Annotated in this window: 24 protein-coding genes and 1 tRNA gene; 17 read left to right on the top strand and 8 right to left on the bottom strand. The window is 62.9% G+C overall.

Annotation, left to right across the window (positions count from 1 at the left end):
- Positions 1–127 precede the first annotated feature (127 nt).
- From WFP36_RS03145 to WFP36_RS03095, 11 genes are all read left to right on the top strand, one after another.
- Positions 128–451 (top strand): TIGR02300 family protein, encoded by a 324-nt coding sequence (locus tag WFP36_RS03145; protein ID WP_336977766.1) that lies wholly within the window; start codon positions 128–130, stop codon positions 449–451.
- A gap of 117 nt (positions 452–568) precedes the next feature.
- Positions 569–644: transfer RNA gene (locus WFP36_RS03140), tRNA-Ala, on the top strand.
- 129 nt (positions 645–773) lie between these two features.
- Positions 774–2228 (top strand): signal recognition particle protein, encoded by a 1455-nt coding sequence (gene ffh / locus WFP36_RS03135; protein ID WP_336977764.1) that lies wholly within the window; start codon positions 774–776, stop codon positions 2226–2228.
- A gap of 33 nt (positions 2229–2261) precedes the next feature.
- Positions 2262–2714 carry a 30S ribosomal protein S16 gene (gene rpsP / locus WFP36_RS03130; protein WP_336977762.1) on the top strand — a complete coding sequence of 151 codons (453 nt, stop codon included), beginning with the start codon at positions 2262–2264 and terminating at the stop codon, positions 2712–2714.
- Between the two features lie 6 nt (positions 2715–2720).
- Positions 2721–3206: a ribosome maturation factor RimM gene (gene rimM / locus WFP36_RS03125; protein WP_336977760.1), complete on the top strand. Its 486-nt coding sequence runs from the start codon at positions 2721–2723 to the stop codon at positions 3204–3206.
- A gap of 30 nt (positions 3207–3236) precedes the next feature.
- A complete protein-coding gene (locus WFP36_RS03120; RefSeq protein WP_336977759.1) occupies positions 3237–3512 on the top strand; it encodes an AbrB/MazE/SpoVT family DNA-binding domain-containing protein in 276 nt (91 codons plus the stop codon).
- Positions 3505–3891 carry a type II toxin-antitoxin system VapC family toxin gene (locus tag WFP36_RS03115; RefSeq protein ID WP_336977758.1) on the top strand — a complete coding sequence of 129 codons (387 nt, stop codon included), beginning with the start codon at positions 3505–3507 and terminating at the stop codon, positions 3889–3891. Before WFP36_RS03120 ends, WFP36_RS03115 begins: the two co-directional genes overlap by 8 nt.
- Entirely contained in the window at positions 3888–4589 is a 702-nt protein-coding gene (gene trmD / locus WFP36_RS03110) for a tRNA (guanosine(37)-N1)-methyltransferase TrmD (RefSeq protein ID WP_336977756.1), read from the top strand. Before WFP36_RS03115 ends, trmD begins: the two co-directional genes overlap by 4 nt.
- A gap of 41 nt (positions 4590–4630) precedes the next feature.
- Positions 4631–5008, top strand: coding sequence for a 50S ribosomal protein L19 (gene rplS / locus WFP36_RS03105; RefSeq protein WP_336977754.1), 378 nt, complete (start codon positions 4631–4633; stop codon positions 5006–5008).
- A gap of 115 nt (positions 5009–5123) precedes the next feature.
- Positions 5124–6149 carry an aspartate-semialdehyde dehydrogenase gene (locus WFP36_RS03100; RefSeq protein WP_336977752.1) on the top strand — a complete coding sequence of 342 codons (1026 nt, stop codon included), beginning with the start codon at positions 5124–5126 and terminating at the stop codon, positions 6147–6149.
- 23 nt (positions 6150–6172) lie between these two features.
- Positions 6173–6796 carry a DUF2238 domain-containing protein gene (locus tag WFP36_RS03095; RefSeq protein WP_336977751.1) on the top strand — a complete coding sequence of 208 codons (624 nt, stop codon included), beginning with the start codon at positions 6173–6175 and terminating at the stop codon, positions 6794–6796.
- Here WFP36_RS03095 and WFP36_RS03090 read toward each other — a convergent pair.
- Genes WFP36_RS03090 through WFP36_RS03080 form a run of 3 tightly spaced genes read right to left on the bottom strand, consistent with a single transcriptional unit; the run spans position 6793 to position 9854 of the window.
- On the bottom strand, positions 6793–8343 hold the full coding sequence (locus WFP36_RS03090) for a DHA2 family efflux MFS transporter permease subunit (RefSeq protein ID WP_336977750.1): 1551 nt from the start codon (positions 8341–8343) through the stop codon (positions 6793–6795). The genes WFP36_RS03095 and WFP36_RS03090 overlap by 4 nt on opposite strands.
- 4 nt (positions 8344–8347) lie before the next feature.
- Positions 8348–9406, bottom strand: coding sequence for an HlyD family secretion protein (locus tag WFP36_RS03085; protein ID WP_336977748.1), 1059 nt, complete (start codon positions 9404–9406; stop codon positions 8348–8350).
- Positions 9399–9854, bottom strand: a complete 456-nt coding sequence (locus tag WFP36_RS03080; protein WP_336977746.1) for a MarR family winged helix-turn-helix transcriptional regulator — start codon at positions 9852–9854, stop codon at positions 9399–9401. Before WFP36_RS03080 ends, WFP36_RS03085 begins: the two co-directional genes overlap by 8 nt.
- 91 nt (positions 9855–9945) lie before the next feature.
- Between WFP36_RS03080 and WFP36_RS03075 the strand changes: the two genes are divergently transcribed.
- The 5 genes from WFP36_RS03075 (at position 9946) to WFP36_RS03055 (ending at position 14863) form a co-directional block, all read left to right on the top strand.
- A complete protein-coding gene (locus tag WFP36_RS03075) occupies positions 9946–10704 on the top strand; it encodes an alpha/beta fold hydrolase (protein ID WP_336977744.1) in 759 nt (252 codons plus the stop codon).
- A 69-nt stretch (positions 10705–10773) separates the two neighbouring features.
- Complete coding sequence (locus WFP36_RS03070) at positions 10774–12615, top strand: M2 family metallopeptidase (protein ID WP_336977743.1); 1842 nt, start codon at positions 10774–10776, stop codon at positions 12613–12615.
- Positions 12616–12723: 108 nt separating this feature from the next.
- Positions 12724–13188, top strand: a complete 465-nt coding sequence (locus WFP36_RS03065; RefSeq protein ID WP_336977741.1) for an ATP-dependent zinc protease family protein — start codon at positions 12724–12726, stop codon at positions 13186–13188.
- A gap of 16 nt (positions 13189–13204) precedes the next feature.
- Positions 13205–14110: a 30S ribosomal protein S6--L-glutamate ligase gene (gene rimK / locus WFP36_RS03060; protein ID WP_336977739.1), complete on the top strand. Its 906-nt coding sequence runs from the start codon at positions 13205–13207 to the stop codon at positions 14108–14110.
- Positions 14111–14155: 45 nt separating this feature from the next.
- The gene (locus WFP36_RS03055) at positions 14156–14863 is read left to right on the top strand and encodes a hypothetical protein (protein ID WP_336977737.1); all 708 of its coding nucleotides are present in this window, start codon (positions 14156–14158) and stop codon (positions 14861–14863) included.
- 112 nt (positions 14864–14975) lie between these two features.
- Here WFP36_RS03055 and WFP36_RS03050 read toward each other — a convergent pair whose 3' ends face one another.
- From WFP36_RS03050 to rpsF, 4 genes are all read right to left on the bottom strand, one after another.
- Positions 14976–16418, bottom strand: coding sequence for an AMP nucleosidase (locus tag WFP36_RS03050; RefSeq protein ID WP_336977735.1), 1443 nt, complete (start codon positions 16416–16418; stop codon positions 14976–14978).
- Positions 16419–16538: 120 nt separating this feature from the next.
- Positions 16539–17147: a 50S ribosomal protein L9 gene (gene rplI / locus WFP36_RS03045; RefSeq protein ID WP_336977733.1), complete on the bottom strand. Its 609-nt coding sequence runs from the start codon at positions 17145–17147 to the stop codon at positions 16539–16541.
- Positions 17148–17160: 13 nt separating this feature from the next.
- On the bottom strand, positions 17161–17385 hold the full coding sequence (gene rpsR / locus WFP36_RS03040) for a 30S ribosomal protein S18 (protein WP_054530110.1): 225 nt from the start codon (positions 17383–17385) through the stop codon (positions 17161–17163).
- The gene (gene rpsF, locus WFP36_RS03035; RefSeq protein ID WP_054530109.1) at positions 17385–17747 is read right to left on the bottom strand and encodes a 30S ribosomal protein S6; all 363 of its coding nucleotides are present in this window, start codon (positions 17745–17747) and stop codon (positions 17385–17387) included. The genes rpsR and rpsF overlap by 1 nt, the downstream gene beginning before the upstream one ends.
- 463 nt (positions 17748–18210) lie before the next feature.
- Between rpsF and WFP36_RS03030 the strand changes: the two genes are divergently transcribed.
- The gene (locus WFP36_RS03030) at positions 18211–18720 is read left to right on the top strand and encodes a DUF3237 domain-containing protein (protein WP_336977729.1); all 510 of its coding nucleotides are present in this window, start codon (positions 18211–18213) and stop codon (positions 18718–18720) included.
- Positions 18721–18850: 130 nt separating this feature from the next.
- Here WFP36_RS03030 and WFP36_RS03025 read toward each other — a convergent pair whose 3' ends face one another.
- Positions 18851–20269: a UDP-N-acetylmuramate--L-alanine ligase gene (locus WFP36_RS03025; RefSeq protein ID WP_336977727.1), complete on the bottom strand. Its 1419-nt coding sequence runs from the start codon at positions 20267–20269 to the stop codon at positions 18851–18853.
- Between the last annotated feature and the right edge of the window lie 10 nt (positions 20270–20279).

Raw genomic sequence — 20279 nt, 5'->3', positions numbered from 1 at the left:
TGCCTTTGCCCTATGGCAAGGCGCGCCACCCGGTGAGGCGGCGGTACTTGATTCCGGCGCCGGTAATATCCATCACCACGCAAGATTTATCGCCCGCCTCTCTCGCGGGCCCAGTTGAGGAATGATTATGGTCAAGCCTGAGTGGGGGACGAAGCGCAGCTGCCCGAAATGCGGCACCCGCTTCTACGACCTCGGCAAGGAGGATCCGGTGGCCTGCATCGAATGCGGCAACCAGTGGTATCCGGAGCCGGTGCTCAAGTCGAAGCAGCCGATTCCGTTCGAGGAAGCGGTGAAGGAAAAGGAAGTCGAGGATCAGGATTCTGATCTCGCCGACGACGATCTGGAAGACATCGACGAGGACGTCGATTCGCCGGATAACGACGTCGACCTGGGCGGTGACGACGATCTCGGCGTTGCCGGCGCGGGCGACGATAACGACGAGGATAATTAATTCGTCGAAGGCGAAATTATCCTCTTGCCAAGGGTTGGGAGTGCGCATAGAGGGCTGCCTCCCGGCCCGGCAAGGTCGGTTTCGGAGGGCTCCCAGCCCTCCGGTAAATGAATGAATGGGGCCTTAGCTCAGCTGGGAGAGCGCCTGCATGGCATGCAGGAGGTCAGCGGTTCGATCCCGCTAGGCTCCACCATTCACCCAATATATCCGTGCCTTACGGCATGGGCGAGTAACTGGATTTCCCGCTGGCTGACGAGGTTTCGTCCGCCGGCGTTTTTCGCGTTTGGCCGGTTTCATGCTGGCGGAGGAGTTGCAGCGGTCGATGTTCGACAGTCTTTCTGACCGGCTTGGCGGTGTCTTCGATCGCCTGCGTGGGCGCGGTGCGCTCAAGGAAGACGATGTCCGCGAGGCGATGCGCGAAGTGCGCGTCGCGCTGCTGGAAGCCGACGTTGCGCTGCCGGTGGTTCGCCGCTTCATCGATTCGGTCACCGAAAAGGCCGTGGGGCAGGAAGTGCTCCGCTCGGTCACGCCGGGCCAGCAAGTGGTCAAGATCGTCAATGACGAACTGGTCGAGATGCTGGGCGGGCAGGAAGCCGTCGGCCTCGATCTCGCGGTAAGCCCGCCTGCCGTCATCATGATGGTCGGTCTGCAGGGCTCGGGTAAGACCACCACTACTGCCAAGCTCGGCAAGCTGCTCAAGGAAAAGCAGGGCAAGAAGGTGCTGATGGCGTCGCTCGACGTCAATCGCCCGGCCGCGCAGGAACAGCTTGCCGTGCTTGGCGAGCAGACCGGCGTTGCGACCCTGCCGATCGTTCCGGGCCAGATGCCCACCGATATCGCGGCCCGCGCGCTTCAGTCTGCCAAGCTGCAGGCCGTGGACGTGCTGCTGCTTGATACGGCGGGCCGCCTGCATGTCGACGATGCGCTGATGGCCGAGATGAAGGCCGTGGCCGCGATCTCTACTCCGCAGGAAACCCTGCTGGTGGTCGATTCGCTCACCGGCCAGGACGCAGTGAACGTCGCGCAGAGCTTCTCGGGCGAGATCGACCTTACCGGTGTGGTCCTGACCCGTATGGACGGCGATGCGCGCGGCGGTGCGGCGCTGTCGATGCGCGCCGTCACTGGCAAGCCGATCAAGTTTGCCGGTACGGGCGAAAAGATCGACGCGATCGAGCCTTTCGAACCTTCGCGCGTTGCCGGCCGCATCCTCGGCATGGGCGATATCGTCTCGCTGGTCGAAAAGGCCGCGGCGACGATCCAGAAGGAAGATGCCGACCGTCTGGCCGAGCGGATGATGAAGGGCCAGTTCGACCTGAACGACCTTCGCACTCAGCTGCGCCAGATGCAGAGCATGGGCGGCCTCGGCATGCTGGCGGGCATGATGCCTGGCATGAAGAAGGCCAAGCAGGCGATGGCGCAGAGCGGCATGGACGACAAGGTTCTGCTGCATATGGATGCCATCATTGGCTCCATGACGGCGCAGGAACGCGCGCGGCCCGAATTGCTCAATGCCAAGCGCAAGATCCGCGTGGCCAAGGGTTCGGGCACGCAGGTGCAGGACGTCAACAAGCTGCTGAAGATGCACCAGGAAATGGCGCGCGCCATGAAGCAGATCAGGAAGATGGGCGGCCTCAAGGGGCTGGGTGCCCTGTTGGGCAAGGGCGGCATGGGTGCCGCTATGCCCGGGCTTGGCGGAGGTGCGGGCGGAGGCCTGCCGGGCCTCGGCACTGGCGGCCAACTCCCGTCGAACATCCAGGATTTATTGAACAAGAAGTGATTTCAAAAGTTTAGTTCGGAAAGGTAAGTTACAATGGCAATTGCAATCCGTCTGTCGCGCGGTGGCGCGAAGAAGCGTCCTTACTACCGCGTCGTCGTGTCGGACACGCGCAGCCCGCGCGACGGCAAGTATCTGGAGCAGGTCGGCACCTACAATCCGGTGCTCGCCAAGGATAACCCGGCTCGCATCACGCTGAACGAAGATCGCATCCGCTACTGGCTGGGTGTTGGCGCGCAGCCGACCGATCGCGTTGCCCGTTTCCTGGACAATGCCGGGATCAAGGAACGCGACGCTCGCGTGAACCCGAAGAAGGGCGAACCGGGCGACAAGGCCAAGGAACGCGCCGAAGAAAAGGCTGCCAAGCTGGCTGAAGCCGAAGAAGCCGCTCGCGCCGCTGAAGAAGCTGCCAATGCTCCGGCCGAAGAACCGGCCGCCGAGGAAGCTCCGGCTGCCGAAGCCCCGGCTGAGGAACAGGCCGAAGGCTAAGCAGCAGTGCAGGACAAGCCCGTCACTCTCGCCGCCGTGGCCGGTGCGCATGGCGTGACGGGCGAAGTCCGCCTCAAGCTGTTCGGGGAGGGCGTTTCGGCGCTCTCCCGCTTCAAGCTGTTCAATGACGGCGCGCTGACCCTCAGGAAGATGCGCGACGACGGCAAGGGCGGCGCAATCGCCCGTTTCGCGGAAATCGCCGACCGCACCGCCGCCGAAAAATTGCGCGGCACTCTCCTCACCGTCCCCCGTTCTGCGCTCCCTCCACTGGAGGAAGGCGAATATTACCATGCCGATCTGCTCGGCCTGCCGGCCATTTCCGATGACGGAGTGGCCTTGGGCACAGTGGTCGCCGTTGAGAATTACGGCGCGGGCGACGTGATCGAGATCGAAAAGCCTGACGGAAAGAAGTTCATGGTTCCCATGAACGAAGCCGCCGTGCCCGAATGGAACGAGGCGCGACTGGTGGTTGCAGCCGGCTTTGCCGAATAGTATATACATTGCGTATATACGGAGGCGCCAATGGGCAAGGAATATAGGGCCAAGGTCTTCAAGTCGGGCAATTCCCTCGCCCTGCGCTTGCCCAAGGCGCTTGGGTTGGAGGAAGGTTCCGAGATGGTGCTGCGCGAAGTTCAGCAGGGCTATTCGCTGGAGCCCGTGGATAAGCCGAAACGGAAAATCGACGTCAGCAGGTTTGCCGGGAAGGCCCCATGGCTGAAACCCCTGGAGCCCGACGAACGGCAATTCGAAGAGCGGGAACTGGATTGGGAAGGCAGATTGCTGAGGCGGGATGACTGAATTCAGCTTCATGCTGGACAGCAATATCTGCATCTACCTGCTCAACGGCGCCAGCGAGGAACTGACTCGCCGGGTTGGAGAACGGGATGAGGGCAGTTTGTGCTGTTCGACGATAAGTCTTGCTGAAATCGCTGTCGGTTTTGGCGAGGCGGCTGCGTACGCGCCTGAACTTCGCGGCTTTCTTGACGCTATCCCCGCTGTTCCTTTCGATGAACTGGCGGGGCTGACTTATGGCAGCTTGCCCTTCAGGCGGACGAAATTCGATCGGCTGATTGCGGCACATGCGCTTTCTCTCGGGGTGACGCTGGTCACCAATAATGAAGCCGACTTTGCCGATCTGCCCGGTCTGAAAGTTGAGAACTGGACATTGCCGCAATGACCTTCTCTGCCACCATCCTCACTCTCTATCCCGAGATGTTCCCCGGGCCGCTGGGCATTTCGCTTGCCGGGCGTGCGCTGGAGGAAGGGAAATGGTCGTGCGAGACCGTGCAGATTCGCGACTTCGCGCAGGACAAGCACCGTACCGTCGATGACACTCCGGCAGGCGGCGGGGCGGGCATGGTGCTCAAGGCGGATGTCCTCGCCCGTGCGGTGGACCATGCGCTGGAGCGCCATCCGGACAGCCCCGTGCTGGCAATGACGCCGCGGGGCAAGCCGATCACGCAGGCCCGGATTCGCGAGCTTGCGGCAGGGCCGGGCGTGACCATTTTGTGTGGCCGTTTCGAGGGATTCGACGAGCGAATCTTCGAAGGTAGGCCTGTCGAACAGGTCTCTGTCGGCGATATCGTGCTGTCGGGCGGAGAACCTGCCGCTTTGATGCTTCTGGACGCTTGCATTCGCCTGCTTCCCGGCGTAATGGGCGCCGCTTCCAGCGGTACCGAAGAGAGCTTCGAAGAAGGTCTCCTCGAATATCCGCACTATACCCGACCTGTTGAATGGGAAGGGCGCACGATCCCTGAAGTGCTGCGATCGGGGGATCATGCGAAAATCGCCGCCTGGCGGAAACAAAGGGCGGAAGATGACACACGGTTACGCAGGCCAGACCTTTGGGAGCGCCACAGGGGCGCTCGGGACTGACCTGCCTCTGGCGCGCAGTAATTGATGAAGGACCTAGGTCAATGAACCTGATCCAGCAGATTGAAGCCGAAGAAATCGCCAAGGCTTCGAAGGACATCCCCGAATTCCGTCCGGGCGACACCGTCCGCGTCGGCGTGCGCGTCGTTGAAGGCGAACGCACCCGCGTCCAGAATTACGAAGGCGTCTGTATCGCCCGCTCGAACCGCGGCATGGGCAGCAACTTCACCGTTCGCAAGATCAGCTTCGGCGAAGGCGTGGAACGCGTGTTCCCGCTCTACTCGCCGAACATTGAATCGATTACCGTCGTCCGTCGCGGTGTCGTGCGGCGGGCGAAACTCTACTACCTGCGCGGCCGCACGGGTAAAAGTGCGCGCATCGCAGAGCGGCGCGACTATCAGAGCGCCGGCCAGGAGGGCTAACAGCCCGCGCCGATCTCAAGATCATGAAAGGGCGTCCTGGCTGGTAAGCCGGGGCGCCCTTTTCCTTTTCAGCTGAATCTTTGCCCGCCGCATCGGGCAACCGGGAGTTATCAAGATGGGTTATCGGGTAGTTGTTGTCGGTGCCACGGGGAATGTCGGCCGCGAAATGCTGGCGATCCTGGCCGAACGCGAATTTCCGATGGACGAAGTGGCCGCCGTCGCGTCGCCGCGTTCGACCGGGACGGAAATCGAGCTGGGCGACACCGGCAAGATGCTCAAGTGCCAGAATATCGAACATTTCGATTTCACCGGCTGGGACATCGCCCTGTTCGCCGCAGGGTCTGGCCCGACGGCCGAATATGCGCCCAAGGCGGCCGCCGCCGGCTGCGTGGTGATCGACAACAGCTCGCTCTACCGCATGGACCCGGACGTGCCGCTGATCGTTCCCGAAGTGAACCCGGAAGCGATCGACGGCTACACCAAGAAGAACATCATCGCGAACCCCAACTGCTCCACCGCGCAGATGGTCGTGGCGCTCAAGCCGCTGCACGATGCCGCCAAGATCAAGCGCGTGATCGTCGCCACCTACCAGTCGGTTTCCGGCGCGGGCAAGGCGGGCATGGACGAGCTGTTCGAGCAGAGCCGCGCGATCTTCGTGGGCGATCAGGTCGAAAACAAGAAGTTCACCAAGCAGATCGCCTTCAACGTGATCCCGCATATCGACGTCTTCCTCGACGATGGTTCGACCAAGGAAGAATGGAAGATGGTGGCCGAGACCAAGAAGATTCTCGATCCCAAGGTGAAGGTGCAGGCCACCTGCGTGCGCGTGCCCGTGTTCGTCGGCCACTCCGAAGCGCTGAACATCGAGTTCGAGAACGAAATCTCGGCCGAGCAGGCCCAGAACATCCTGCGCGAGGCGCCGGGCGTGATGTTGATCGATAAGCGCGAGGATGGCGGCTATGTCACCCCGATCGAATGCGTGGGCGATTACGCCACCTTCATCAGCCGCGTGCGTGAGGACTCGACCGTAGAGAATGGCCTGGCCCTGTGGTGCGTCAGCGACAATCTGCGCAAGGGCGCGGCGCTGAACGCAGTGCAGATCGCCGAACTGCTCGGCCGTCGTCACCTCAAGAAGGGCTGATCCTTCAAGGGAGGGGCGGCGCTGTGCCGCGGCTGAGAGTTGCGCAATGGGGATGGCTGGCACTGCTGGCCATCGCCCTTGTCGCCGCGCAGATCGATCAGCCCTATCCGGACGTTGCGCCGCTCCACCATATTCCCACGTTCCTGCTGCTTGTTGCCGCGCCATGGCTGCTGCGGCGCTGGCCGATCTCCAATGCATCGCTGGGCTGCGTGGTGGTGTTCTTCCTGCTGCACACGCTGGGCGGGCGCTACACTTATACGAACCTTCCCTATGATGAATGGTATCGCAGCCTGACCGGTGGCGATCTGTCCGCGATTACCGGCTGGCAGCGCAATAATTACGACCGGCTGGTCCACTTCGCCTTTGGAGTGCTGAGCGTGCTGCCGGTGGTTGAAGTGATGCGCATGGACGGCCTCAAGCTGCGCGGCGCACTATGGTCCGCGTTTGCCTTCGTCCTTGCCGTATCCTGCCTCTACGAAATCGTCGAATGGCTGCTCGGCATAATAGCGGCAGGTGAGATGGCCGATCAGTATAATGGCCAGCAGGGCGATATCTGGGACGCGCAGAAGGATATGGCGTTGGCGTTCCTTGGCTCGCTGGTTTCAATTGCGGCAATTGTCCTGCTCGCGCGGGGAAGACGGGCCTAGCGCCCCGGCTGATGGCGGCGGGGCGGCTTGATGAACATTACCAGCGGCACCACCAGCCAGGATAGCCACATCATCGCGCGGAAATCGTCCGTATAGGCAATGATCGCTGCCTGTCGGTTCACCTGCAGGTCCGCCATCGCCATCACCGCGCTGCCCAGTTCGCCGAAGCGGTCTATCGAGGACAGGTCGATGAAGCTGGACGCACTGGCGGTGACGTTCGCGCCGAGGTCCACATGCGCGATCTGCAGGTTGCGGGTGAGGATAGCGGTCAGGATCGCGATGCCGAGCGACGATCCGATGGAGCGGAACAGGTTCATCAGGCTCGATGCGTCGGTGCGCAGATGGGGGGGCAGGGTGGCAAATGCGCTGGTATTTAGCGGGATGAACACCATACCGATGCCCAGCCCCTGAACGAGGCCAGGGATCGCCACGTCCCACGGGGTGATCTCCAGATTCCAGCCCGACATCATGTAGAGCGAATAGCCGGTGACGGCGTAGCCCATGCCGATCAGCGCGCGCGTATCGGCGCCGAAGCGCATCAGCAGGCCCGCCACCTGCATGCTGGCCATCACGCCAAGGCCCCGCATGGCCAGCATCATGCCGGTTTCCACCACGCCATAGCCGATCACGCTCTGCAGCAGGCTGGGCAGCAGCGCCATGGACGAGAACAGGATCGCGCCTGCCACGAAGATGAAGAACATCGCGGTGATGAGGTTGAGGTCGCGGAACAGGCTGCGGTCGAACAAGGGATGGCGCGCCGTGGCGAGGTGGACCAGCGCCATCCAGGCGCAGGACACGGTCACTACAGCATAGACCCAGATTTCCAGCGAATCGAACCAGTCGAGCCGGGGACCGCGGTCGAGCATAAGTTGCAGCGCGGAAAGCGTGATCGCGATGAAGGAGAAGCCCGCCAGATCGAAAGGACGGCGTACGATCTCCCGGCGGGGAAGCTGGGTGATGAGCAGAAACAGCGCCAGCGCGCCGATGGGCAGGTTGACGTAAAACACCCAGCGCCAATTCCAGTTCTCCGTCAGGATGCCGCCCAGCACCGGGCCGAGCACCGGGCCCATCACCACGCCTACGCCCCACACGGTCATGATCTGGGCGCGCTTGCTGGGCCGGGTGGCGTCGAGCATGGCGGACTGGCTCAGCGGACCGATAAATGCTCCGGCAATGCCCTGAATGGCCCGGAACAGCACCATCTGTTCAAGGTTCTGCGCCATGCCGCATAGCATGGAGGCGACGATGAAGCCCGAGACGGACCAGAGGAACAATTGCCGCTGGCCCAGCCGGTTGGAAAGCCAGCCGGTGATCGGCATGAACACCGCACTGGCGATGATGTAGCTCGTCAGCACCCAGGTGATCGTCTCGGCCGAGGCGCCCAGCGTGGTCTGCATGTGGGGAACGGCGACGATGGTGATCGTCGTATCTAGCAACTGGATCAGCGAGGCGAGCATGACGCCCAGCACCAGCAGCGGGTAGTTCTTCGCGACGACCTCAGGCTCGTCGCGCATCATCTTCTCGCTATGGGCGGCCGCGCTGGCCATTGGGTCAGCGCTTCTTGCCGCGGGTGAAGACCGTGACGTCGACCGAGAGGCCCGCGATCAGGTCGCGCGGGCTCTTCTCGTCGAGTTCGATGCGGACCGGCACACGCTGGGTGACCTTTACCCAATTGGCGCTGGCATTCTGGGCGGGCAGCAGCGAGAATTCCGAATTGGTCCCCGCGCCGATAGAGGCGACATGGCCCTTGAGGCGAAGGCCGGGATAGGCGTCGAAAGTCACTTCGGCAGGCTGGCCCACCTTCATGTCGGCAAGGTCGGTTTCCTTGAAATTGGCCTCCACATAAGTCCCGTGGATGCCCACCAGCGTCAGCACGGGCAGGTTGGCCAGAACTTGCTGGCCGCGCTTGAGCCGATCGGCCTGTCCGACAAGACCTGCCATCGGCGCGCGGATTTCCGTGCGGGAAAGGTCCAACCGGGCTGCGGCCTGCTGGGCCTGAGCGGCGGCGATGCGAGGATTCTGGCCCGGAACGGCCGCGCCATTGGCCAGCTTGGCGCGGGCCTCGGACTGGCGCGCTTCGGCGGCGCGCAACTGCTCGCGCGCCTGGGCGACGGCATGTTCGGCCGCATCGAGATCGGCTTTCGTGGTGAAGCCGCGATCCCACAGCGATTTCTGCCGCTCGAGCCGCGACTGGGCGAAGGCGATTTCCTCGCGCGCGGCGGAGATGTCGGCGCCGGACAGTGCGGCATCGTTCGACAGGGCCGTGATGTCGGCCTGCGCCGTGGCGATCTGGGCGTTTGCCTGTGCCAGATCGATCTCATAGGGCTGGGGATCGATGCGGAACAGCAGTTGGCCCTGTTGGACCGTCTGGTTCTCCTTCACCAGCACGTCCACGATAGTGCCGCCTACCAGCGAGCTGACCGAGACCTTGTCCTGCTTCACATAGGCATTGTCGGTCTCGACCTTGCCCTGCAAGCTCTGCCAGTAGAACGCAGCGCCCCCGGCCAGTGCCAGCGGCATGGCCAGCATCACGGCGATCCGGCCCCAGCGGCGCTTGGGGGCAGGTGCCGCAGCTTGCATTTCGGCGATTTGCGGTTCGGCATCAGCCATTGGCAGCTCTCGCAATTGTACGGGCGGATTCGCGCCGGGCGGCAAGGTTGGTGCCGACGATCCGGAGCAGGCGGTGGAATTCGGCCCGGTCTTCGTCCGAAACGCCTTCCAGCATCATATCGACAAGCAGGTCGGCCTCGTGCCGGATCTGCCCCACCATTCGGCGGCTCTTGTCGGTCAGATGAAGCTGCCAGGCGCGCCGGTCGGCAGGATCGCGGCGGCGCTCCACCAAGGCGGCTTCTTCCAGCCGGTCGACCATGCGGCACAGGGTGATGGGTTCGACTTCCAGCTGTTCTGCATAGAAGCCCTGATTCTCGCCCGGCATGCGATCGAGGAGCAGCAGCAGCCGTGCCTGAGGGCCGGTGACCCCGGCAGCGCGTACCTGCTGATCGAAGGACCAGCGCGCGAGGCGGGAATTATCCGCCAGAAGGAAGCCGATATGAGCCACGTGCGGGCGTATAATAAGCCTGCTTAGCAAATCAAGCGAAGCTCGGTCCGCACCCTTGCCAGAATGGCGCCAATTGCCCGATAGGTCGGGCATGACCGATTTGCCCGTGACCGAGAATTTCGCCTCCTTCGACGGCGCCACGCTTGCTTTCCGCAGGCTGGGGCAGGGGCGGCCGGTGCTGTTGCTGCATGGCCTGTTTTCCAGCGCGGAAGTGAACTGGATCAAATATGGCCATGCCCGCACGCTGGCCGAGGCGGGGTTCGAGGCGATCATGCCGGATTTGCGCGCCCATGGGCAGAGCGCGGCTCCGCATGATCCAGCGGCCTATCCCCATGACGTGCTGGTGCGCGATGTGGAGGCGCTGGTGACTCATCTGGGGCTGGCGGACTTCGATCTGGCAGGCTTCTCGCTCGGCGCGCGCACGGCGGCGCGCTGCGTCATTGCCGGGCTCGCGCCCCGGCGGCTGGTGCTGGCAGGCATGGGGCTGGAAGGGCTGGCCGGATGGGCGCGGCGTTCGGCCTTCTTCCTCGATGCCATCGACCGGTTCGACAATATCGAGCGGGGCGATCCAGCCTATCTGGCGGTGCAATTCATGAAGACCATGAAGGTCGACCGGGTTGCCGCGCGGCTGCTGCTGGAATCGATTGGCGACACGGAACGAAGCGGCCTTGCTGCAATCACCATGTCCACGCTGGTGCTGTGCGGCGAAAAGGACCGCGACAATGGCTCGCCCGAGGCTTTGACCGAGGCTCTGCCGGACGGGCGCCTTGTCTGGATTCCCGGCACGCATATGAGCTCGGTGACGGAACGCGCCATGGGCGAGGAAATGGTGCGCTTCCTGGCGGCTTGATTCATCGCGGCGGAACGTCCAGACCGGTAGCAACTGTAACCGGTTTCGAATCCGAAGGACTGCCCCCCGATGAAATTGCTTGCCTCTGCCGCCCTGTTCGCACTCGCCGCCGGCCTGTCCGTTCCTGCCGCGGCCCAACAGGCCCCTGTCGAAAGCACCGGCCAGTTCCCGATGACACCGCAGGGCGCCGCCGATTTCGTCGCCGCGCTCGAAGCCGATATGTTCGCCTTCTCGGTGGAGGCGGGGCAGGTGCAGTGGGTGAACGAGACCTACATCACCGAGGATACCGATGCGATGGCCGCCCGGATCGGGGCCATCGGCACGGAAAAGGCGGTGAAATACGCGCTGGAAGCGGCGAAGTTCCGGACGATACCCGGCCTCGATCCCGAACTGGCGCGCAAGCTGGATATCGTGCGCAACGGCATCGTCCTGCCTGCGCCGACCACGACCGGCGCGGCCGAGGAACTGAGCACCATCGCCACCGATCTCAAGTCCCAATATGGCAAGGGCAAGGGCACGCTGGGCGGTCAGCCGGTCAACGGGTCGGATATAGAGGCGGAGATGGGCAACATGGCCCATACGCCTGCCGAATTCGTGGAGATGTGGGCCAGCTGGCACGACAATGTCGGTGCGCCGATGAAGCAGGACTATGCCCGTCTGGCCACTCTGGCCAATGAAGGCGCGCAGGAACTGGGTTTTGCCGATGCGGGCACCATGTGGCGCTCCAATTACGACATGGACCCGAAGGAATTCGCGGCCATGACCGAGCGGCTGTGGCAGGAGATGAAGCCTCTCTACGTCGCGCTGCACACCTATGTCCGCACCAAGCTGAACGAGAAATATGGCGATGCGGTGCAGGCGAAGACCGGCCCGATCCGTGCCGACCTGCTGGGCAATATGTGGGCGCAGGAATGGGGCAACATCTACCCGCTCGTCGCTCCGCCGGGATCGGGCGATCTGGGCTACGATATCGGCGACCTGCTGAAGGAAAAGGGCCGCGGTCCGATGGACATGGTGAAGATCGGGGAGGGGTTCTATTCCTCGCTCGGCTTCGAGGAACTGCCCGCCACTTTCTGGACGCGCAGCCAGTTCGAAAAGCCGGCGGATCGCGAAGTCGTCTGCCATGCGAGCGCCTGGGATATCGATAACAAGGACGACCTGCGCATCAAGATGTGCATCAAGGTGAATTCGGGCGACTTCGTCACGATCCATCACGAGCTGGGTCACAACTACTATCAGCGCGCCTATAAGGAGCAGCCGTTCCTCTATCTCAATGGCGCGAATGACGGGTTCCACGAGGCGATCGGCGATTTCGTCGCCCTTTCCATCACGCCCGAATATCTCGTCCAGATCGGCCTGATGGAACGCGATCAGGTGCCCAGCGCCGACAAGGATATCGGCCTGCTGCTGCGCCAGGCGCTGGACAAGGTGGCGTTCCTTCCCTTCGGCCTGCTGGTCGACAAATGGCGCTGGGGTGTGTTCGACGGCTCCATCCCGCCCGAGAAGTACAATCAGGCCTGGGTGGACCTGAAGCGCGAATATCAGGGCATCGTTCCCCCGGTGGAGCGCCCGGCCGATGCCTTCGATCCCGGCGCCAAGTTCCACATTCCCGGCAACACGCCTTACATGCGCTATTTCCTCGCCCGCATCCTGCAGTTCCAGTTCTATCAGGCGGCGTGCAAGCAGGCCGGCTGGAAGGGGCCGCTCCACCGCTGCAGCTTCTATGGCGACGAAAAGGTGGGCGAGAAGCTCAATGCCATGCTGGAAATGGGCGCCTCCAAGCCCTGGCCCGATGCGTTGGAAGCCTTCACCGGCAGCCGCGAGATCAGCGGCAAGGCGCTGGTGGAATATTTCGCGCCGCTCAAGAAATGGCTCGACGAGCAGAACAAGGGCAAGACGAAGGGCTGGTGAACGCCCTGCCTCTTTGTCCGGGGGTTTTCGCCGGGCGTCACTGGACGGTCACATTAGCCGCTCTATAGGGCGGCCGATGGCGGCGATTCGCCTGGTTTCGGAACTCCCATGACTTCAATCCCCGTGCTGGGTTGGCGCGAGGCCGTAGGCCTGCCCGAATTCGGCCTGTCCGGTATTCCGGCCAAGATCGATACCGGCGCGCGCACATCCGCGCTTCACGCCACTCATATCGAGATGGTGGAGCGTGAGGGCGTGGCCCATGCGCGTTTTCGGATCGATCTCGGTCATGGACATGAAACGGCGCTGTGCGAAGCCTGCCATGTGTCACGCAGGAAGATCACCAGTTCGAATGGTCTTTCGGAGGAAAGGCTGGTCGTCACCACCCGGCTGGAGCTGGGCGGAGAACTGTTCGATGCCGAATTCAGCCTGACGGACCGTTCGGACATGGTCCATCCGGTGCTGATCGGGCGCACGGCCCTGCGCAAGCGCTTCCTGGTGGACCCTGCCCGGACTTTCCTGAAGTCGCAGCGCTCCGCCCTGCTTTACCAGAATCCCGGCTCCCAAGGTGCCTGATCATGAAAACACGCCCATGAAAATCGCAATGCTGGCGCGCAACGCCAACCTCTATTCCCACCGGCGCATCGTTGAGGCGGCGCGCGAGCGCGGGCATGAGATCGACGTGCTCAACACCTTGCGGGTGACGATGAACATCACCTCGCACCGCCCGGAAGCCTTTTACAACGGCTCGAAGCTGGAGCTTTACGACGCCGTGATCCCGCGCATCGGCGCTTCGATCACCTTCTATGGCCTGGCCGTGCTGCGCCAGTTCGAGATGATGGGCGTGTGGCCGCTGAACGAGAGCGTCGCCATCGGCCGCAGCCGCGACAAGCTGCGTTCGATGCAGATCCTCGCCCGCGCCGGGCTGGGCCTGCCGGTCACTGCCTTCGCCCATGATCCCAAGCAGACCGACGAAGTGCTGCGTATGGTCGGCGGCGCGCCAGTGGTCATCAAGCTGCTGGAAGGCACACAGGGCATCGGCGTGGTGTTGGGCGAGACGGAGCAATCCGCCAAATCCGTGATCGAGGCGTTCCGGGGCGCCAATGTGAACATCCTGGTGCAGGAGTTCATCAAGGAAAGCCGCTCGCAGGATATCCGTGCCTTCGTGATCGGCGGCAAGGTAGTGGCCGCGATGCAGCGCACCGGCAGCCCGGACGATTTCCGCTCCAACCTCCATCGCGGCGGCACGGCGAAGCAGATCAAGATCACCCCGGAAGAACGCTCCACCGCTATTCGCGCCGCACGCAAGCTGGGGCTGAACGTGGCGGGCGTGGACATGCTGCGCAGCAATCACGGCCCGGTCATCATGGAAGTCAATTCCTCCCCCGGCCTCGAAGGGATCGAGCAGGCGACCGGCAAGGATATCGCCGGCAAGATCATCGAATTCCTCGAAGAGAACGCAGTGAAGGGGAAGACGAAGACACGAGGGAAGGGGTGAGGTAAGCTCCCATTATCCGTAGCCGGATAATTTTGGGGGAGTTTCATGAGCCTGTTGTTTCTTGCGGCTTCTCTAGCGGCGATCCAGCCCGCAGCCGATACTGTTGAAGTGGAAGTCGTGGTTCAGGGTATCACGAAGGTTCCGGCGCAGGGTTATGAGGTTGAAGGAATGATTTCGCAGCCGGCAGGTGCGAGTTACTATGGGAACCTCGCGCCGGATGTGGCGGAAAAACTTGCTGCCTTGGAAAGCAAAAAAGTGGGCAAGGCCTGCCAACTGTGGGGCCGGATCAGCTTCGTTGGAAACGAGAAAGTCTCCGATGGCGAAGATCCGGGCGGGCACGAATCCGAAGATTTCATCGCCGCATTGGATGCGGAAACCGATCTGGATGATCATCCGTCCGGTCGGAACTATGTGAGCAATTCCGGTATTTTCATATCGCGAGCAGACGCTGAAGAGGCCCTCAAGCTGCTGAAAGCCGAAGGCGCTCCCTTCCTCGGGATTAGCCCGGTGGTTTTCGATTGCAGCTTGGGGAAAGTCGAAGCCAAGCGGGATGCCCTTGTGAGATCGAAGCAGGAAGCGACCCTCATTGCCGACATGCTGGGCATGCGGATCAAAGGGGTTGCCCGCATCGCTCCCGACGAGCCGTCGACTGTTATGGCATTAGCAATGGAAAACGCGCTTCGTCAGAATGCCGGGAAAGATACTGTCGCAGTCGTACAGGGTATGAGAGTAACCTACATTCTGGAGAAGTAGTCGGTTCGACTTCCTTCATTCGTCATTGCGAGCGTAGCGAGGCAATCCAGGGCGTTTGCGCACCAGGCCCTGGATTGCTTCGGGGCTTTGCCCCTCGCAATGACGAAATGCGTTACCTGAATGGTGGCTCGTTGAAGGCGCGCAGTTTGCGGCTGTGCAGGCGGGGGCCTTCGGCGCGCAGGTGCTGGCAGGCGTGGATGCCGATCTGGAGGTGGGCCGCGATGGCTTCCTCGTAGAACTTGTTCGCCTGCCCCGGCAGCTTGATCTCGCCATGCAGCGGCTTGTCGGAGACGCAGAGGAGGGTGCCGTAGGGCACGCGGAAGCGATAGCCCTGGGCGGCGATAGTGGCGCTTTCCATCTCGATGGCCACCGCGCGACTGAGCGAGAGGCGCAGCGCCGAATGGGTGTAGCGCAGTTCCCAGTTCCGGTCGTCCGTCGTCACCACCGTGCCGGTGCGCATGCGCTTCTTGAGGTCCGCCCCGTGCTGCCCGCTGACATCCTCCGCCGCTGCGGCCAGCGCCTGCTGGACCTCCGCAATCGCGGGAATGGGGATTTCGGGCGGCAGGACCGGATCGAGCACATGATCGTCGCGCAGATAGGCATGGGCGAGCACGTAATCGCCGATCGCCTGGCTGGGACGCAGGCCCCCGCAATGGCCGATCATCAGCCATGCCTCCGGCCGCAGCACCGCCACGTGATCGCAGATGGTCTTGGCGTTGGAGGGGCCGACGCCGATATTGACCAGCGTGATCCCCGATCCATCTTCCCGCATCAGATGATAGGCGGGCATCTGGTGGCGGCGCCATGCGGTGTCGGACAGTTGCTCGCGCGCGCCCTTGGTTGGCTGGTCGAGATAAAGCCCGCCCGCGCCGGACAGGGCGACATAGCCATCCTGACCCAGCTGCGCGCCGGCCCAGTCCACGAATTCGTCGACATAGCGGTGGTAATTGGTGAACAGCACGAAGCGCTGGAAATGCTCTGGCCGCGTGCCGGTATAATGGGCGAGGCGGGCGAGCGAATAATCGGTGCGCAAGCCGTCGAACAGCGACAGCGGAATGGGATCGCCGGGCAGGGCGACTTCGATCCCGTCGGCCAGTTCGTCGCCGATCAGGGCAAGGTCCGTGCTGGGAAAGTGCCGCGCCAGTTCCGTGGGCGGAATGCCGGCGAGCCGCGCGCCCGCTTCGCCGTCCAGCACATAGGGGAAGGGCATTTCCTGCCGCGATTGCCGCACTTCGAAGCGCACATCGTAATCGGCGGCGATCAGGTCCAGCTGTTCGGCAAGGTAATCCGCGAACAGGGCTGGGCGAGTGATGGTGGTGGCGTAGGTGCCCGCCACCTGCAGGCGGCCATAGGCGCGCGGCGCTTCCGAACGTTCGCCTTCGCCGCTGAAATGCACCACCAGTTCGGGATAGCAATAGGAACCGTCGAGCCGCTTTTCGGCATCGGGCAAGGCGCCGGTTTCGGCATAGGCGAGGATGTCGGCGCGCAGGGTCGAAACGGTCTCGTCGAACAGACGGGCAAGTTCGGCGATGGCTTCGCGTGTGGTGAGGCTCATGGCGCAAGCTAACGCGCGAATTCCTACATTTCAAAGGCGATATGGCGCAGAAAGCAAAAGGGCGCGGAACCTTGCGGAACCGCGCCCTTTCGAATGGGCCATATGGACCGGAAGTGGCGCTTAGGCGCCGGCTTCCTCGTCTGCACCTTCGAGAAGGTCGGCAGGGATTTCGCCCGGTTCCGCATTGGGATCGACGGCTTCGGTGAAGCCTTCGCTCTCGTTGCGTTCGTCTTCGAACATCTGGGCCATCACGTCGACGCCCTGGCTCTGCAGCGCGGCTTCGTCGTCCGAACGGGCCACATTGACCTTGATCGTGACGCGAACTTCCGGGTGCAGAGCAACGGTGACGTCGGACATGCCGATCGACTTGATCGGGCTGCCCATGACAACCTGGCGCTTGTCGACCTTGTGGCCCTTTTCTTCAAGGGCTGCGGCGATGTCGCGCACGTTGACCGAACCGTAAAGCTGGCCGGAGTTGGACGAAGCGCGGATCAGCACGACTTCCACGCCATCGAGCGTGGTGCCGGCCTGTTCGGCCTCGACACGGCGTTCCGCGTTTTCCTTTTCCAGGCGTTCGCGGTTGGCTTCGAAGACGGCGCGGTTGGCGTTGTTCGAGCGAAGGGCCTTCTTCTGCGGAAGCAGGAAGTTACGGGCATAGCCGTCCTTCACGGTGACAACGTCGCCGATCGTGCCGAGCTTTTCGATGCGTTCGAGCAGGATGATTTCCATGGCTGAGCGCTCCTTACTTCACGATATACGGCAGAAGGCCGATCTGGCGAGCGCGCTTGATCGCGGTCGACAGTTCGCGCTGCTTCTTCGCGGAAACGGCGGTGATACGGCTCGGAACGATCTTGCCACGTTCGGACATGAAGCCCTGAAGCAGACGCACGTCCTTATAGTCGATGCTCGGTGCATTCTTGGCCGAGAACGGGCAGCTCTTGCGGCGACGGAAAAACGGACGGGCCATCAGTCTTCACCCCTCTCACGGCTGCGGCGGCGCTCACGCTCGTTCTTGCGCATCATTACGGACGGGCCTTCTTCAAGCTCGTCGACGCGAACGGTCATGTAGCGGATGATATCTTCGTTGATGCGGGCTTGGCGTTCCAGCTCGGCCACGACATCGCCCGGAGCTTCGATGTTCAGCAGGACGAAATGCGCCTTGCGGTTACGATCGATCTTGTAGGCGAGGTTCTTGAGGCCCCAGGTCTCGGTCTTGGTGACCTTGCCGTTGCCCTGTTCCACGATTTCCGTGGCGCCGGCGGCCAGAGTATCCACCTGAGCCTGGCTCAGGTCCTGACGCGCCAGGAAAACATGCTCGTAAAACGGCATGTGCGTTCCTTTCACTGTTATGCCGATCGCTGGTTTGTCCCGCCCCATGCGGGGACCCCTCCGGCCTTCTTCTTTCCGCCGCCCTAGAGCCGAGGAAGCGGCGCACATACAGGTTTGGGGCGCAATTGCAAGGAAAGGATGGGCGCCCGGCAGGCAATGGCAGAGTGCTGGTTGGCGAGGTAAAGAGAAGTTGACGCGGAATGCGGGGCGAAACTCGGATGAATGGTCGGAATTTATTATTTTAAAACAGTGCTTTCAGTGAATTTTTCCGGCTCAGCGTGTGACTTTTCGTTTGAGCGGTTTTCGTCGGGGGAAGGGGCGTTTCAGGGGCAGGGCAGCATTTACCGCGCCACCCAAGCAGAAATCAGATGTGTAGGAAAACGAAACCGCACTTTCAGCCACTTGCCGCAAGGTTCCTGATCGGCTTCAATTGGTCCGGAAAAGACTGACAGGGGAGGATTTGATGCAAAAGGTGATTGCGCCGGCCGTCATGGCTGCCGCGCTGCTGGCAGGTCCGGCATTGGCCGCCGATGCCCCGCCCGCGCCGAATGCGGAATTCGTGCTGGAAGAGATTGTGAAGCTCGGCCCGGTGGTGGAAGTGGGCAAGACTTCCAAGGGCGAACGCCGCATCATCCCCATCACCGGTGGCCGCTTCGAAGGGCCGGGCATAAAGGGCGAGATCGTTCCCGGCGGCTGGGACTGGCAGCTGACCCGCGCCGATGGCTGCACCGAAGTGGAGGCGGACTACTTCCTCAAGACCGATGACGGCGTGGTGATCAACGTCATCAACAAGGGCGCCCTGTGCCCGCCGACGGAAGGCGCTGCGCCCGCGCCAGTGCGCACCCATCCGGTGTTCGAGGCGCCGCTGGGCAAATATGAATGGATGTCCAAGACAGCCTTCATCGGCACGCTGGAAATGGCCGATCCTGCCGAAGGTCCGGCGGTGAAGATCCGGTTTTATAAGATGAAGTGAGCGAGCTGGGGGGAATAGCGGGAGCCAAACCATCTTTTCGTCATCCCCGCGAAGGCGGGGATCCAGCAGCAACGGTTGAAACTGGATTCCCGCCTTCGCGGGAATGACGAGGTGGTAAAATGGTAGGCAGTTACCCCAACTTCTCCAGCAGCCCCTGCGCCAGCGCGGTCAGGGTGTCGTCGCGGGCGCCCATGATCACGATGCGGTCGCCGGGGCGGGCGAGGGTTAGGATGCGTTCGGCGCAATCCTCGCGGCTGGGGATATATTCGGCGTGGCCGCCTGCTTCCTCGATCAGGCCCACGATCCGCTCGCTGCCTTCGCTGCGGTCGACCGTGCCGCCGAAATAGACCGGGTCGCACAGGAAGGTCAGGTCTTCCGGGCCGAGCAGGCGGGCGAAGACTTCCGCCAGTTCATGGCCCATCTGGCGCAGCGGGCCATAGCCATGGGGCTGGAAGAAGGCGATCACGCGGCCCGGCTGGCTTTTCAGCGTGCGCAGGGTGGCGGCGCATTTTTCGGGGTTGTGGCCGAAATCGTCGATCACCGTGATGCCGGAAGGGCTGGTGCCGATCACGTCGAACCGCCGGGCGAGGCCCTTGAAGCTTGCCAGCGCGGCCACCGCTTCCGCCACTGGCACTCCTGCGGCTTTCGCTCCGGCAATGGCCGCCAGCGCGTTGGAGAGGTTGTGGCGGCCCGGCATGGCGAGAGTGAGGGCGAAGTGCTCGCCCGTCTTGCGCTCCACCACTTGTGCGGCGATGCCGGTGGCGCTTTCGGAAACCGAGCCGGGAACCACGCCAATATCCGCCGTTGCACTCTCGATCCCGAAAGTGACGAGCCTGGCCGCGCGCGAGGCGAGGGCCATCGCCTCCGCATCGTCGGCATTCACGGCTGCGGCGCCCGATACGGCGAGGAAATCGCCGAACAGCACGCGCAATTCGTCCATGCCCTTGTGATCGAGGCTGACGTTGAGCAGCACGGCAACCGAGGGGCGATAGAGCGCGATGGAACCGTCGCTCTCATCCACTTCGGAAACGAACACATCGCCCGCGCCAACCCGCGCGCTGGCGAAGGGGACTTCCGCCGAGGCGAAGTTCTTCATCACCGCGCCGTTCATGATCGTGGGATCGCGCCCGGCCTGCTGCATGATCCAGCCACTCATGCCGGTGACGGTGGACTTGCCGCTGGTGCCGCCAATGGCCACGGAGCAGGCCGCGCGGTTGAACAGGGTGGAAAGCAGTTCCGCCCGCGTCATCCGCGCGCAGCCCAGTTCCTTCGCGCGGACCATTTCGGGCACGGTATCTTCCACGGCGGCAGAGGCGATCAGCACCTGATCGGGCGAGGTCACGCCGCTGCCGTCTTGCGGGAACAGGGCGATCCCCTCCCGCTCCAGCCAGGCGAATTTCTCGGGCGTGCGGCCCTGATCGCGGCTGCGGTCGGACCCGGCGATAGTGGCGCCCTGTCCCTTGAGGATCATGGCCAGCGGCAGCATTCCCGATCCGCCGATGCCGCAGAAGAACCAGGGGTGGGAAGTTAGGTCGGCGGTTTCGCTCATGCCGTTCTCG

Origin of the sequence: Fulverythrobacter fulvus, from assembly GCF_037154085.1 — a bacterium.
Classification (GTDB): domain Bacteria; phylum Pseudomonadota; class Alphaproteobacteria; order Sphingomonadales; family Sphingomonadaceae; genus Andeanibacterium; species Andeanibacterium fulvum.
This window is presented reverse-complemented; position numbering and strand designations above follow the sequence as displayed.